Origin of the sequence: Veillonella sp. VA137 (assembly GCF_003992015.1) — a bacterium.
GTDB lineage: Bacteria > Bacillota > Negativicutes > Veillonellales > Veillonellaceae > F0422.
On the sequence record NZ_RQVK01000001.1, the window covers coordinates 228367 to 243505 of the forward strand.

Genomic DNA, 15139 nt, shown 5'->3' on the forward strand with positions numbered 1-15139 from the left:
AGCCTCCTCTATGGGGTCGTCCCCTTCTTTGGTCAGATTATAATACTGCTAAAATATCTTTTTCACTGATAATTAAATGGTCAACACCATCAATTTTGAACTCAGTACCAGCATATTTGGAGAACATAACTGTATTGCCCACTTCTACTTCTGGTTTTACACGTTCGCCATTGTCACATAATTTACCAGGACCCACAGCGATAACTGTACCTTCAGATGGACGTTCCTTTGTGGAAGATGCTAAAAAGATACCACTTTCCGTTTTTGTTTCTACTTCTAATACACGAATAATGACACGATCGCCTAATGGTTTCATTGTTATACCTCTTCTCTTATACACTATAATATCGATGTTAGCACTCAAGAGTGGTGAGTGCTAATCACAAGTATTATTATAAATCATTTTTAAATTTTTGCAAGTCTTTTTTGACTTTTTGACTAAACACTTTTTCATGGCTAATATTTTACTTCATGGCTGACATAATCTTTTTATAATTTTGCCACATGGGTCATCACAATTTTTTACGATTTTGCCTCATGGGCTACGATAATCTTCTTACAAGTTTCCACGAGGCTAATGCGTTTATCCATACTGAAAGCTCGTATTTTCTCGTACGCTTTTTCCTCAGAAAATCCGTGTAACTCCATCAATATGCCCGTCGCTTTCGTCACATATTTTCGTTCTTCTAAGGAATTTTCCAGTCCTTTCACCTGTTCTAGTAAATCTCTTTCTTCTTGAAAGCGACACATCGCCATCTGTAGAGCGGGTCCTAAGTCCGGTTCTCGCAAAGGCTTAATTAAATAGCCATATACGCCCGATTGAGATGCCTTTTGGATTAAATCATCTTGGCTGTACGCTGTTAAGAGCACCACCGGCGCTAGTCGCTTATGACGAATTTGTCGCGCTGCCTCAATGCCATCTAATATTGGCATTTTCACATCCATGAGCACTATATCTGGCGCAAGGTCTTGGCATAGTTGGATGGCTTCCACTCCATTGGCACCTTCACCTATAACGGTATGGCCTTGGCTTTCTAATATATCTCGCAAGTCCATGCGAATGAGTGACTCATCATCTACTACTAAGACGCGCATACTCTTCTCCTTTATGTATCCATATATCTACCACAGTGCCCGTTCCTTGGGATGCCCAAGCAATCGTTCCATCTAATTCATTACGTACTAAGTTGTCAATAATTTGCAACCCTAAGCGACGTTGTCTAGTGTCTTCAAAATCCTCTGGTAAACCACAGCCAGTATCTCGAATAATAATATGCAACATATCTCGGTTTTCTTGAGACATCACCTCTCGCACCTCTACCTGCACTTGTCCTTCTGTTCTATCTTTGAAAGCATGTTTAAAAAGATTGGAGAACAGTTCATTCAGCACTAAGGACACATAGCTTGCCTTATGAGATGACATAATCATGTCTTCCCCTATATATTCCATATCGATGCGTTGATCAGAAGCCCCTAGCCCTTGTCTTAACAAGCGCCACAATTCTTCGATAATACTGCGCAACGCTACATAATCTTCATCAAAGTTCGACACAATTTCATGGACGAGAGCCATACTTTCAATACGATGAATACTGTCTTGTAAAGCTTGTTTCACATCATCGGAGCTACTGCGACGGCTTTGCATGCGCAGTAATCCTGCCACAGACTGCAAGTTATTTTTCACGCGATGATGCACTTCTTTAATAACAGAGTTTTTCACCAGGAGTTCCTGATCTCGTTTGCGCAATTCTGTTTTATCTTGTAACACTAAAATGCCACGTTTCCACTTCACTCCAAGTACGACGGGAATCATCACTTGTCGCAGAGCAATATCACCATATAACTCTTCATCAATAGTACCTACTCTATCTTCCAACGCTTTTTTGATACGACCTACTTTCAAGGTACTACTGTAAATAGATGTTCCCTGTAATCGTCGATCGATACCCAAAATATCTCCTAGTTTTTTCGCCGCTCGGTTTGCATAGAGTATGGTTCCGTCTTGTTCAAAAAAGAGAATCCCATCTAGGATGGAAATACCTTCATACAACTCTGGTTGCTGTAGTTGTGGTACCAACATACCTTGAAAGGCGGTTTGTGACACGATGGACATAAACTCGTCATAGCGACTGGAATACACTTCAGATACCGGATTCGTGAAAGCACAAGCCCCAATGCACTTGCCCCCATTATCTACGATAGGATACACGTAAGCATGGTACGATTCCTTTGTGATATCGGTATCAGTCGGTTCCTCCCAGTCCATGAGACCTGTATAAGGTTTGCCACTACGTAACATCTCCTGGATAGGATGGTTCATAGGCACTTCGTATTTCTGTACCATTCCTGTATGACCACTGTCCAGTGCGCCACTAAGTAAAAGGTGTCCGTCCTTAGCTTGCACTAAGAGGGACACCCCTTGTTCACTGATGGCTTTTCCAAAGCTTAATCGCTGAGAAAACTGTAATAGTAACGCCTGTTGTGTAGGATATAAATCTGTTTCTTTGTCTAGGATATCTTTCCAACTAGCCATGTTGGTTTCCTTTCCACAAATCGCTGCCCAATGGAATGGACGGTTTTGCATTCAATGTATAATTGCTGAATTTACCAGCTTGTGCCATATAGTAAGCTCGGCATCCAATCATAGCGGCATTGTCTGTGGCCAACATAGATCCTGCTGTGAGGTATATCAAACCTTCTGCCTCACACATAGCTTGTAAATCTCGTTGCAATCCACTGTTAGCCGACACGCCACCAGCTAGAGCAATCTTCGTTTCTCCTAATGTATGAGCCGCTTCTTTCATTTTTTCTACCAATACGTCCGTAATGGCCTTTTGAAAGGAGGCTGCTACATCTTCATGACAGATGGATTCACCTTTTTGTTGTTTTCCATTGATATAGTTAAGCACCGCAGATTTTAAACCACTAAAGCTAAAGTCGAAGTTTCCTTTTTCTAATAAAGGCCGTGGAAACTCTATGGCATCCGGATTGCCCTCTTTTGCCAACGCATCAATATGTGGCCCTCCTGGGTAAGGATAGCCTAGTACACGAGCGATTTTATCAAAGGCTTCACCTGCCGCATCATCACGTGTTTGTCCTAATACCTGAAAGCTTTCATAATCTGTCACATGAACGATCATAGTATGCCCACCAGAAACCACTAAGCACAAGAATGGCGGTTCTAACTCAGGATGCAACAAAAAGTTTGCAAAGATGTGACCTTCCATATGATGAACGCCAATCAAAGGAATATCTTTTGCAAAGGACAGAGCCTTCGCCGCTGACACCCCTACCAAAAGAGCCCCAACTAAACCAGGCCCATAAGTGACACCGATATGATCCATATCATCTAATGTCATATTCGCATCTACCAAAGCTTGGTCAATGACTGGCATAATCTGTTCTATATGATGTCGAGACGCCACTTCTGGCACGACACCGCCAAACTTTCTATGTATGGGTACTTGACTGGAAATTACATTAGAAACGACCGTTCTGCCATCTTGCAACACTGCTGCCGATGTTTCATCACAACTAGTTTCAATAGCTAGTGTGTAGATACTCATGCCAGTTCCTCCATTTCTTTCCTCATAATCAGCCCATCTTCTACTGGATCTGAATAAAATTGTTTGCGTACTCCTACCGCTGTAAAGCCAAGCCTACGATACATGGCTTGAGCTGCAATATTGGAGACACGCACTTCTAAAAAAATATGCTTCATACCTTGTTTACGGAGCATTTGCGTTAACTTACGAGTCATTTTAGCTCCATAACCTGCACGACGATATTCAGGATGAATAGCAATATTTGTAATCTGGCCTTCATCCAAAACTAGCCAAGATCCTGCATAACCAATAATCTTGCCATCTTCTGCTTCTGCCACAAGGTACAGCTTATCTGCTACTTCTAAATCATCTAATAGAGCTTCCTTTGACCAAGGTGTTGAAAAACAGGCCGTTTCTATTTGGTAGATACCTTCAATATCACTTCGTAAGGCTTCTCGTAATGTGACCATTATCGTTCACCTGCTGCTTCACGGACTACTACCGTTGGTTCCACGTAGGTACCAGTGGCTAGGATGTCTTTGTTTTTCTCATCCCACACCACTTCCGCTTCCGATTTACGAATATAGAATGGCTCAATAGACTGCGCATCAAGAATCGTACCACTCACAAATTGTGGTAATGCCACTTGAATGACATGAGATGCCCGCGGGCGTTGTTTCGATTCATGCCCTAGCACGAGTTTCATAGGATCTATACGTCCTTCCTCTACACCTAGGGCATATTCTTTTTCCAAACGCTTCAGACCATCCCCTACGATGACCACTGGATTATCTCCAGATAGTTGTACTAGTTTCTCTAACAACTCAGTTACTTGATGTACTTCTATTGCATCTAAAGCAATCATGTCCGCGCCATTCCACTCATACTGACGGCCATAGACCTGTTTCTTTTGTGCATCAATGACAGTGCATACCCGATAGTTAGAATACATAAAACTTTGGGCTAACACATCGGTGGTGAGCACGCCTACTACAGGTACATTCCAAGCATAAGCCAAGGCCTTAGCCGTCCCTAATCCAATGCGCAAGCCTGTAAATGAGCCAGGTCCGATGGTAACAGCAATACCAGATATCTCGGATTTTTGAACCTTTCCCGTCTTCAGCACCGTTTCAATATGTGGCACCAATTGCTCAGAATGAGTAAGGACTGCCTGTACAATGAGTTCACTCCGTATTTCTTTGTCATTTCCCACCGCCACGCTGGCAATGGCACTACTCGTTTCAATTCCTAAAATCATAGGTTCTCTCCTATGCGTTGTAATGTTTCCTCTGAAAGTATGTCCGTACGAACTGTAAACTGACGAGATCCATCTGCATTCACGTCGATAGTAATCCAAACCGTTGTATCTGGTAACTCCTCTTCAAATTTACTTGCCCATTCCACAACAGACTTTGTTTCTTCTGTATATTCGTAAAAGCCGATGGTTTCCAGTTCTTCTACTAAGTCCATTCGATACAAATCGAAATGGTACAGGTTAGAACCATCTACTTCATAGGTATTCATCAAGGCAAAGGTAGGGCTTGTCACTTCTTCTGTGACTCCAAAACCTTTTGCAATCCCTTGGGAAAAATGCGTTTTTCCTGCCCCTAGCGTGCCATCTAGAGCAATACAAATTGGGCTTTCATAGGTTTTCATAAATCTTCCTAGGTTGTGACCTAACGCCATCGTTTCCTCTACGGAATGGGTTGTATATACTATAGTATTCATATCATTCCTCTATCATTCTATCTCTTATAATTCGATTTTTAATACTTTCAACTATTTCAAAGCCTTCATGACAGCCTCGTTCTATTCTTAATCATACTGCTTAGCTCTAACTACTCAGTCATGAGATAAATGATTATATCCCTTAGGTTCCACTGTTACCCACTGTCCATCCCGTTCTACTAATACCTGTGCACTACCAGCTTTGACGCTTCCGATAATCGTGAATGCCTCTTTAGGCAATCGGTCTGCCTTATCAGCTGGAATGGTCCCCACTAGCTGAAAATCTTCGCCTCCTGTCCACATAGGAAGATAAGGACTCATCTGATGAGTTTCACAGTAGGCCTGCACCTCTGGATGGATAGGCAATGTCGATTCATCAATATAAATGGTCACCTGCGATGCTTTGGCTATCTCGTTGAGCTCGCTGGACAAGCCGTCGCTGATATCGTTCATAGACGTGGCACCTAAGTCTCTTGCTATTATACCACATTCTACATGAGGAATGGGCCGTTGATGGATAGACCTACTCACCGGATAGTCCTCGCTGCCCTCTAACAAACTATGGAGCCCCACATAGGATAAGCCTAGATAATTCGTGATGAATACTGCATCACCATCTTGAGCACCACTGCGCAAAACAGATTGATTTGTTGGAACATCTCCAAAGACTGTGGCAGAAATCACAAAAGCTCCCTCGGTTGACACCGTATCGCCGCCGATGATATTGACTCTATACTCCGCACATATGTCATGCAAACCTTGATACACTTCTTCTACATAGGACGTATGTCGCCCCTTAGGCACTGCAATAGACACCACCATATGCCGTGGGGTCCCACCCATCGCTGCAATGTCACTGATATTCGCTGCCCCTAGCCGATAGCCTACATCAAAAGGAGATGTAGTGCTTTCACTAAAGTGGATACCTTCCACCATCATGTCCGTGCTGACCAGTTGATCCACATCACGAGGCGTATCATAGACAGCGCAGTCATCACCAACGCCGACCTTTACGTACGTAGAATTGTAGATACTGTGTTGTGTTAACCTATCGATGAGGGCAAATTCGTCAGTCGATGTTATATTATCCTCGTATGTATTACTACTATTTTCTACATGACAGTGCATTTCCTTTACAGTTTCACTTCCTAAAGAAGTTTTATTACCCGAAGTAGTATCATAACCTACTATAGCATCCTCTGATATAGTGTCCATGTTTATAGTATACCCATCATCATTATATTGTATGCTTTCTTCCTGTATTTTTAGGCTAGCACTATGAATATGCATACTCCGATTCGATAACACATGGTCTTCGTCTAGCAGTAAATTCCGCAAAAAACATTCCAAATATTCCGTTGTTCTATACACCCCAAGTTTCAAATTTTGATAATTGGCTCGTACTAAGGAATTTCTAAAGTACCACGCATGGTTGGCGAACATATCATTCGTCACTGTAAAGCCTAGGGTGCGGAGATATTTAATAAAAAATACAGCGGTCGTTCTCGTATTTCCTTCACCAAATACATGAATCTGCCATAATCTGGCAACAAAAGTAGCCAAATGACGAATCGTCTCTGACATATCTAAACTGGCATAAGAAAACGTTTTTTCTTGCTCTATATCATAGAGTAAGGTCGCCCCTAGTTCAGACACACTACCATAGGTCACCGTATCACCAGCGAGAATCCATTCCTTTTTTGTAATATTGTAATCTCGTATACTGCCCGCATGGGCATAGATATCTGTAAACAATTGTCTATGAATTGATAGGTACTCATTCGGCGTAAAACTGAAAGCTTTCTCTAAGAGCAACTCCGACATACGAAGTGATACTATATCCGCCTCTGCCGTTCTATCTTCGTAATGTGGATAGGATTCATAATAATGTTCCAGTAATGTATGAAGCGCCTGTAGGGACATCTGCCCTTCAATATTTTTCTTCGCTAAGTCTATCAAATATGCAGATGGCGTCAACCCATCCACAGCTTGTAAACCAATAGCTGTCTTCCAGGCTTTAGCTTTTTCATATTGACTGGCTTCACCTTGGCGGATATATTCCTCAAAAGGATCCTTATGCATCGTACCACCTCGTTTCATTGTGCAATAACAAACTAACGTATCTATGCCGTTACGGATAATAACGATATACTATTGCAATTGAACTATAAGATCTGTATATCACTTTTCTATACACGTTGTTCTTATTGTACCATACTAGGAGGTAAAGATTAGATAAATTTATCTAAATAATAAAGGGGACTCCTATAAGAGTCCCCTTTTATTATGTTATTACAATGTATGTGCCCTACCTCATCATCTTCACCAACTAAGTATCACTAACGCGTCATCTCCACTAGCTGCTTCACATAGTCATTACTAGGATGATTCTTTACTTCATCGGTGGTTCCGTATTGTTGTATCTTCCCTTCATGCATGACAAGTATATGTGTGGCAAGCTTGAAAGCTTCGTGCATATCATGGGTGATGAACACAATGGTACAATCGGTTTGTTTGTGAATCTGTTTCAAATCTTCTTGCAGTTGATACCTCGTAATGGAATCCACTGCTCCGAATGGTTCGTCCATAAGTAATATCTTCGGCGAATTCGCATAAGCTCTGGCAATACCCACTCGTTGCTGTTGACCACCAGACAATTCCTTCGGATACTTCCCCCTACTATCCAATGGCAATCCCACTAGTGAAAGCATACGATCTACAATAGCATCTACTTCTTCTTTTGGCATTCCATCGAGTTTTGGCACATACCCAATATTCTCTGCTACTGTCATATGGGGAAACAGTCCATCCCCTTGAATAGCATAGCCAATCTTTCTCCGCAAAGAAATAATATCCTGGTCGATAACACGAGTTCCAAAAATAGTAATATCTCCTTCATCGGGCACAATCAATCCATTAATCATTTTTAAAAGTGTCGTTTTTCCTGACCCTGATGTGCCTACAATACAAAGAAAGTCACCTTCATTGATTCTTAGATTGCAATCTCTTACCACCCATTTGCCTTGATAGGATTTTCCAATATTTTTATATTCTATAATTTGATTCATCTATTTCACCAACCCTTTAGATTGCAAAAATTCCTTTGCCACTTGTTTCGGATCTTCCTTATCAATTTCTACCCTTTTATTCAACTGTGCCATAGTACTTTCATCTATGATACCATCCAAACGATGTAATACCTTTTCTAGCTCAGGATGTTTCTGCAACGTTTCCTCACGGACAACCATGCCTGCCATGTAACTTGGGTAAAAGTTTCGATCATCCTCTAACACTACAACCCGTGGGTCAGACAACTGACCATCTGTAGTAAATACTGTCATAGCATCAATCTTTTTATCAAACAAAGCTTGATATTTTAAGCCATTGTCCATATCTACTACCTTTTTGAAGTGATAGTTATAAGCATTAGCTAAGGCCTTATAGCCATCTTCTCGTTCAAAGAAATCATATTCTGCTCCAAATGTTAACTGTCCTGCATACTTCGCCAAATCAGTAAACGTTTTAATGCCATATTCCTTCGCTAGATCTGCACGAATGCCAATACTATAGGTATCGTTAAAACCAAACATGCCCTTCCACAAGAAATGATATTTGTCCTTGTACTCTGCACTCAACATAGGAAACTTGTCATTCTTGTAATCTTCCTTATGTTTCAACACGATTTGCCAAGATGTTCCCGTATATTCCGGATACATATCAAAATCACCACGTATCATGCCAGGATGGATATTAGACGTTCCGCCCCCTACGCCGTGGGTGTACTCAACCTTCAAATTCGTATCCGCTTCAATTAGGGTTCCCACAATTTCTGCCAAAATATATCCTTCTGATACCGGTTTGGATGCGATGTGAATGGTGTCACTTTTATTATACTGTTGCATTCCCACGACACCCAAGATAATCACTAGGAAAACACCCAATGCATAGCCTACTTTTTTATTCACAACCCTATGCATCTTGTGTTCTTCTACCAACTTCCCAATTATACTTAGTATGCTATCAATCACCAAGGCTAATACAGCAATGAGGATGCCTCCAATCCAGATGAGTACTTCATTATTCGTGGTAATCCCACGATAGATAGCAACACCTAGCCCACCAGCTCCCACAAAGGAGGCAATCCCTGTTAAGGCAATCGTCATGGTCACCATATTCATAATACCTGCAAAGATAACTGGGAATGCTAGTGGCAACTGTATCTTCCATAAAATTTGACGATCTGTACTACCCATGGCACGACTGGCCTCAATAATCTTTGGATCAATGGTAGTAATCCCTACATAGGTACTACGCACGATTGGTAATAACGCATAGATGGTGAGTGCAATAATGGCTGTCGTATTCCCTATTCCTGTGAAAGAAATCAGAAAGCCCAATAGAGCAATAGAAGGGATTGTATACGCAATATTCACCACGGATATAACAGAATTAGCCAATTTCTGTTTCTGTGCGATAAATATTCCAATAGCCAATCCCAAAATTGTAGCAATGATAACTGCTGTAAAAGTAATTCCTATATGCTCCAATAATAAATGTAAATAAAATGGCCCATTCTTGCCTAACTCTTCTAACAAATTTTGTATCATTAAACCCTCCTTTTCTACAATCTGCTTGTAGATTAATTATCATACTAAATTACCATGAATTTAAGGTATAAAAATGTTGGAGGCTCTTTGCTAAGAGTCCCCCAACATACTGCTTAATCTTTTACAATCTTATCTTTCATTTGTTTCAATGGATGTGTTAAATCTATATTACCATAGGTCGGCAAAGTCACACCTTTTACTTTCACATAGACCTTATGTACGCCATCAAATTCTACAGCCGTATTAACGATAGCTGCGATGCGCAGTGTGGCTGTTAAACCTGTTGCATCCTGCAAAAAGTCATCATTTAATACGACGGTAACTATATCATCATGTTTCGCCGTTTCTACTACTTTTGTGCCTTTTGCAAAGACTGGATACTCTGCCCGACCATCTTGTTCAATCATCAGATTTATGGCATCTTTTACCGTTTTACGTTCTTTGTCGATCGTAAGCGGTTGTGGCATAACACCTTTTCCATCTTGGCGCGGTACATAGACCACGATTTTTGTCATTTTATCTAGCGTCTTCTTATCTTGCGACACAGAAGATTGGCCTGTTGTTTGTTTCCCTAGATCCACTTTCAAATCTTGAGAATTACACCCCGCCAACGCAATGACACATACGCTCATCATAGCCACTAAGCCATAGCGTAATGATTGTTTCATGAATTAACCTCCAAAATATAGTTCCAAACCTTTTGCTAATTCATTAGCAAATTCTTGGCGTGTAGACGTTTCTTTCAAATGTCCTTCTTCCTTAGGATTTGAAATAAATCCTAGTTCTACCAAAATTGACGGCATCAAGGAATGACGTAATACATACAGATTTCCTGGTTGAATCCCTCGGTCACCATTGAATCCACTGTGTTCAGCAATCTGACCTTGTACAGCAGATGCTAATTTTTTAGACTGGTCCGATCCATCGAAATAATAGGTAGCAATCCCACCTACATTCGGATTCGAGAAGGAATTGATATGGATACTGATAAACGCATCAGCTCGATTACCATTCGCTACATTGACCCGTGCTTGCAATTCATCCACACCACTCGCATGTGGCCCATACACATCCACATCAGTAGTACGAGTTAAGATAACTTTCGCCCCCTTAGCCTCTAGGATAGATTTTAAATACTCAGCAATAGGCAAAGTCACTTGTTTTTCTTGTAAACCTGTTGGTCCAATGGCACCTGGGTCACTTCCGCCGTGACCTGGATCCAATACGATAGTTTTACCACCAATGCCCCCTTTGGTACGATAATTTACCACTTCTGGAACCGGCTTTTCTGGCATTGTGGGCAACACAATCGGATGATTGGGTGCCGCTTTAGATTCCGTTTTCGCTTGCGTATTCGCCTTCGGTTTAGCTAATGATTTTTCCACCACTTTTACAGCAGGTTTTACCTCTGCTTTTGGAGGTTCCTTAGCGGGAACTTTCGCCTCCGCTACCTTAGCTGTTGCTTTCTCAGCTACTGGAGCTACTGGCTTTTTACCGTAATAATTCTCCCGTGGGGCTACCCCTTTTTTCTGAATATCTACCACCATCCGGTACGGTTTATTGTTTACTGTATCCTTTTTTAGGGTAAATACTTTCAAATCTTCTACATCAATGGCCTTTGGTGTTTCAATTTTCACCACCGTATCTGATCCTGACTGTGAAAGTGTGGCACTCTTTGCAATACCATCATCCATCATAATTGATGTAGGTGCTCCTGCTAGAGTAGCATTTTTTAGCACTAATGTAGTCGATGTACCACTGGCACTAATAGATGCCGTCGCTTGAACAGGACTAGACAAGCTAAAGACCATTCTCACAAAAGGGATGGGCGCATCATTTCTCGTCACCCAATGAAGATCTGTCACATTTGCCGCTTTCGTGGCTCCAAACAGGACTGGTAACACCAATACTAACATACCCAATAGGGCAAATAACTTACGCAAATATCTCACTCCAATCTATGTTGCACTGGATAGTTTTCCTTTAGACAGTACCTTAATTATACCACATTTACCCAGTCCATACATGAAAAATCAGTGAAAATTATTCTTTTTTGCAATACTATCTAAAATCGCAGTTCTTACATGTATTTGTTAGCCTTCCAGAATCGTTTTCTTCTGTTCTGCATTGGCATTCCCATACTCAAATATACAATCTCCTTTTTCACTATCATACGCTGTATGGAGCACACTATACACTAGAACAAAAATTAGGCAAAAAATACAAAAGTATACCTTATGAGAAATAAAAATAAAAAAACATAAGCAAGCGTATTTGGAGCTATCTAAAGAGACTACACACCTATACTCACTTATGTTTCTTATATTAATTTGATTTATAATTGATAGACATTTTATCTTAACAAATAGCGGTACTATCCAGTACACTTCCCCTACTTGCTAATAGCTAAGCGTAATAGAATATCTGCCAATCTATTCTTAAGCCGTTTGTTTTCCGTTACGGTTCATAATGTAGTACAATACAGCACCCACTACTAAACCGCCAAGTCCCCAGAATACTTTTTCCAAGGAAGATTGAGTTAACAACCAGATACTAACTACAACCGCTAATACTGGAATCACTGGACCAAATGGTACACGGAATGTTCTCGCCATATCTGGGCGTTTGCTTCTGAATACAAGTACTGCTAAACAAGTAGGCAAGTATTGAGCAAAACGAGATACTACGGAAATCGCTGCCAATTTTTCGAAACTACCAGTCCAAGATAATGCCACTGCAAATACAACTGTTACAATGATTGCTACATATGGTGCATCTTTTTGATTACGTTTAGACACTACTTTAGGAATTAATCCATCATCCGCCATAGCTACGCCAGAACGTGGTGCCAAGAAGGAAGACGCTACGTTGATACCACCGATAGAAATCAATGTCCCCGCTGTAACAATAGCTTTTGCCAACGGTCCCATAAATACGAAGGCTGCATCTGCTACTGGAGTTTTAGAGGTCACAAGGGAATCCCCCATGATACCAATACAAATGGCTTGGATTAAAATATATACAATAGATACGAGTGTTAACACAAGAATAATTGCTTTTGGCACATTGCGCTCAGGGTTTTCCATATCTTCCGCTGCTACTGCAATGGATTCAAATCCTGTGAAAGCATAGAAAATAATCAAGGCCGCCGCACCAAAACTTGCTTGTGTCATATCTGGCACAGATTCCATCGGTTGGAAGTTAACGCCTTTCACATAGAAAATACCTACTAGGATAAAGAAAATAAGCGGTAATAATTTACCGATCGTTACCACATTGTTAATAATCTTGGAAATCTTAACACCCATGATATTCATGATACCAAGTACCACGATAATCAATGTAGCGATAATATTTTTCCCCATCTCTGTGCCAGCTGGTTCCCACACTGCTCCCAGTGCTGTGGCAAACCCTACTGCCATGGCAGACCATGCAATCGTTGCAATAGCCCATTTCATAAAACCAACTTCAAAACCTACAAAGTTACCAAATGCTTCTTTGGCATACACATAAGGACCACCGTTTTTATTGAACATGCCGCCCATCTCTGCAAAGCATAATGCAATCGACATAACCAATAGAGCATCAAAAACGATAACCCATAAACTGTTCACCCCTACCAAGGCAGCGGCTTTACCAGGCAGTAAGAAAATCCCGGTTCCAATGATTGCGTTGACCCCTAAAAGTATAATACTCAAAAGGCCTAATTTGTTAGTTGACATAGTACTTCTCCTTATACCCTTGTGCTTACTCAACTAATACTAAACAAATGCTATATACTAGCAAGGATAACTAAAATTATATAGGCTCATATATCTTAGTTATCCTCGTAAAAGTATAGCATTACTAGATTACTATTACCAATAGCTATTGACCGTTAGATATTCTATCTTCAATCTATATCTCATTAGAACATAGCATGGGCAATAAAGTAACCTACTACACAGCTCGTAAATACCCCGATGATACCAGGAATAATAAAGCTGTGATTAATAACAAATTTACCAATTCGTGTTGTACCAGAGCGGTCAAAACCAATACATGCTAAGTCAGATGGGTACGTTGGCAACACAAAATATGCATAACAGGCAGGAATGAAAGATAATACAATTAATGGATCTACACCTACGCTCAAGCCCATTGGTACTACGATAGCAAGTGCTGCTGCTTGAGAGTTAACCAATTTAGAGATGATAAATAATACAAGTGCATAGGTCCATGGATGCTCTACTACCACACTCGATAGAGTTGTTTTGAATTGTGGAATATAGGCACCGAAATAAGTTTCTGCCATCCAAGCTACACCGTATACAGATACAACGGCAATCATACCAGATTTAAATACAGAACCACTTGTTACATCGCTCACTTTTACCTTACATACAAGAAGAATCAAGGATGCCATCACAAGCATTGCAATCTGAATAGTAGGAGTCATGGATAATGGTTTCCATAGACCTTTTGCATTAGGAACTAATGGTAATAATTGGTTCGGGAAACTACCGAACAAGGCTATAACCAAAATACCTAGCAAGAAAATAATAGTTGCCCAGTATGCTGTGCGAGGAAGTTCTTTCACAACACTAGCCTCTTTATTCTCTTCATAGATATAAGCACGTTGTTCAGGATCTTGAATACGAGCTTGGAAGTCAGGGTCATTGGCCAATTCCTTACCACGACGCATACTCCAAAGACCTGCTACAATAACACCCACAAAGGTAGCTGGAATCGTAATGGATAAAATGGTTACCACACTCGCTTGGAAACTAACCGCCCCTAACATAGCCACCATAGATACTACCGCTACTGATGCAGGAGAGGCACAAATCCCCATTTGAGACGCCACAGATGCCACCGCCATTGGTCGTTCTGGACGAATCCCTTCTTTAATAGAAATATCATAGATAATTGGGAACATCGTATATACTACGTGACCTGTTCCGCATAACACAGTTAAGAACCATGTTGTGATTGGCGCTAAAATTGTAATTTGTTTTGGATTGCTACGAAGAAATTTCTCTGCGTATACAAGCATAACATCCAAACCTTTGGAGGCTTGTAAGAAACCAGAACATGTTACTACTGCCATAATCGTTAGCATTACATCAATTGGTGGTTTACCTGGTACAAGACCAATTACGAATACGTAAATAGCAAGACCGATACCAGATACAGCAGCTAATCCTAAGCCACCATGTCTTACACCCACAATTAAGCAAGCTAACAATAGAATAAATCCGAATAAAATAATCATGAAAT

General features: G+C 40.8%; 14 protein-coding genes. All 14 read right to left on the reverse strand.

What is annotated here, in order from left to right; translation table 11 throughout:
- Positions 1 to 37: 37 nt before the first annotated feature.
- Positions 38 to 316, reverse strand: a complete 279-nt coding sequence (gene groES / locus EO116_RS00985; protein WP_126938549.1) for a co-chaperone GroES — start codon at positions 314 to 316, stop codon at positions 38 to 40.
- Positions 317 to 522: 206 nt separating this feature from the next.
- On the reverse strand, positions 523 to 1095 hold the full coding sequence (locus EO116_RS00990) for an ANTAR domain-containing response regulator (RefSeq protein ID WP_127160254.1): 573 nt from the start codon (positions 1093 to 1095) through the stop codon (positions 523 to 525).
- A complete protein-coding gene (locus tag EO116_RS00995) occupies positions 1073 to 2533 on the reverse strand; it encodes a sensor histidine kinase (RefSeq protein WP_164726017.1) in 1461 nt (486 codons plus the stop codon). The genes EO116_RS00990 and EO116_RS00995 overlap by 23 nt, the downstream gene beginning before the upstream one ends.
- On the reverse strand, positions 2526 to 3566 hold the full coding sequence (gene tsaD, locus EO116_RS01000; RefSeq protein WP_127160256.1) for a tRNA (adenosine(37)-N6)-threonylcarbamoyltransferase complex transferase subunit TsaD: 1041 nt from the start codon (positions 3564 to 3566) through the stop codon (positions 2526 to 2528). The genes EO116_RS00995 and tsaD overlap by 8 nt, the downstream gene beginning before the upstream one ends.
- Positions 3563 to 4015, reverse strand: a complete 453-nt coding sequence (gene rimI / locus EO116_RS01005) for a ribosomal protein S18-alanine N-acetyltransferase (protein WP_127160257.1) — start codon at positions 4013 to 4015, stop codon at positions 3563 to 3565. Before rimI ends, tsaD begins: the two co-directional genes overlap by 4 nt.
- Positions 4015 to 4803, reverse strand: coding sequence for a tRNA (adenosine(37)-N6)-threonylcarbamoyltransferase complex dimerization subunit type 1 TsaB (gene tsaB / locus EO116_RS01010; RefSeq protein WP_127160258.1), 789 nt, complete (start codon positions 4801 to 4803; stop codon positions 4015 to 4017). Before tsaB ends, rimI begins: the two co-directional genes overlap by 1 nt.
- Positions 4800 to 5273, reverse strand: a complete 474-nt coding sequence (tsaE, locus tag EO116_RS01015) for a tRNA (adenosine(37)-N6)-threonylcarbamoyltransferase complex ATPase subunit type 1 TsaE (RefSeq protein ID WP_127160259.1) — start codon at positions 5271 to 5273, stop codon at positions 4800 to 4802. The genes tsaB and tsaE overlap by 4 nt, the downstream gene beginning before the upstream one ends.
- A gap of 114 nt (positions 5274 to 5387) precedes the next feature.
- On the reverse strand, positions 5388 to 7373 hold the full coding sequence (gene thiL, locus EO116_RS08500) for a thiamine-phosphate kinase (RefSeq protein ID WP_206168301.1): 1986 nt from the start codon (positions 7371 to 7373) through the stop codon (positions 5388 to 5390).
- Positions 7374 to 7612: 239 nt separating this feature from the next.
- Positions 7613 to 8341 (reverse strand): ABC transporter ATP-binding protein, encoded by a 729-nt coding sequence (locus EO116_RS01030; RefSeq protein WP_127160260.1) that lies wholly within the window; start codon positions 8339 to 8341, stop codon positions 7613 to 7615.
- Positions 8342 to 9880 carry a glycine betaine ABC transporter substrate-binding protein gene (locus EO116_RS01035; RefSeq protein ID WP_127160261.1) on the reverse strand — a complete coding sequence of 513 codons (1539 nt, stop codon included), beginning with the start codon at positions 9878 to 9880 and terminating at the stop codon, positions 8342 to 8344. It lies immediately after the preceding gene.
- Positions 9881 to 9993: 113 nt separating this feature from the next.
- The gene (locus EO116_RS01040; RefSeq protein WP_127160262.1) at positions 9994 to 10548 is read right to left on the reverse strand and encodes a GerMN domain-containing protein; all 555 of its coding nucleotides are present in this window, start codon (positions 10546 to 10548) and stop codon (positions 9994 to 9996) included.
- Between the two features lie 3 nt (positions 10549 to 10551).
- Positions 10552 to 11823, reverse strand: coding sequence for an N-acetylmuramoyl-L-alanine amidase (locus tag EO116_RS01045; protein ID WP_127160263.1), 1272 nt, complete (start codon positions 11821 to 11823; stop codon positions 10552 to 10554).
- A 495-nt stretch (positions 11824 to 12318) separates the two neighbouring features.
- Positions 12319 to 13602 (reverse strand): APC family permease, encoded by a 1284-nt coding sequence (locus EO116_RS01050; RefSeq protein ID WP_127160264.1) that lies wholly within the window; start codon positions 13600 to 13602, stop codon positions 12319 to 12321.
- Between the two features lie 185 nt (positions 13603 to 13787).
- Complete coding sequence (locus EO116_RS01055; RefSeq protein ID WP_127160265.1) at positions 13788 to 15134, reverse strand: anaerobic C4-dicarboxylate transporter; 1347 nt, start codon at positions 15132 to 15134, stop codon at positions 13788 to 13790.
- Positions 15135 to 15139 lie beyond the last annotated feature (5 nt).

What these genes read in the sequence shown, in the direction of transcription:
- groES (WP_126938549.1), bottom strand. Translation starts at nt 316, where the DNA reads ATGAAACCATTAGGCGATCGTGTCATTATTCGTGTATTAGAAGTAGAA.
- EO116_RS00990 (WP_127160254.1), bottom strand. Translation starts at nt 1,095, where the DNA reads ATGCGCGTCTTAGTAGTAGATGATGAGTCACTCATTCGCATGGACTTG.
- EO116_RS00995 (WP_164726017.1), bottom strand. Translation starts at nt 2,533, where the DNA reads ATGGCTAGTTGGAAAGATATCCTAGACAAAGAAACAGATTTATATCCT.
- tsaD (WP_127160256.1), bottom strand. Translation starts at nt 3,566, where the DNA reads ATGAGTATCTACACACTAGCTATTGAAACTAGTTGTGATGAAACATCG.
- rimI (WP_127160257.1), bottom strand. Translation starts at nt 4,015, where the DNA reads ATGGTCACATTACGAGAAGCCTTACGAAGTGATATTGAAGGTATCTAC.
- tsaB (WP_127160258.1), bottom strand. Translation starts at nt 4,803, where the DNA reads ATGATTTTAGGAATTGAAACGAGTAGTGCCATTGCCAGCGTGGCGGTG.
- tsaE (WP_127160259.1), bottom strand. Translation starts at nt 5,273, where the DNA reads ATGAATACTATAGTATATACAACCCATTCCGTAGAGGAAACGATGGCG.
- thiL (WP_206168301.1), bottom strand. Translation starts at nt 7,373, where the DNA reads ATGAAACGAGGTGGTACGATGCATAAGGATCCTTTTGAGGAATATATC.
- EO116_RS01030 (WP_127160260.1), bottom strand. Translation starts at nt 8,341, where the DNA reads ATGAATCAAATTATAGAATATAAAAATATTGGAAAATCCTATCAAGGC.
- EO116_RS01035 (WP_127160261.1), bottom strand. Translation starts at nt 9,880, where the DNA reads ATGATACAAAATTTGTTAGAAGAGTTAGGCAAGAATGGGCCATTTTAT.
- EO116_RS01040 (WP_127160262.1), bottom strand. Translation starts at nt 10,548, where the DNA reads ATGAAACAATCATTACGCTATGGCTTAGTGGCTATGATGAGCGTATGT.
- EO116_RS01050 (WP_127160264.1), bottom strand. Translation starts at nt 13,602, where the DNA reads ATGTCAACTAACAAATTAGGCCTTTTGAGTATTATACTTTTAGGGGTC.
- EO116_RS01055 (WP_127160265.1), bottom strand. Translation starts at nt 15,134, where the DNA reads ATGATTATTTTATTCGGATTTATTCTATTGTTAGCTTGCTTAATTGTG.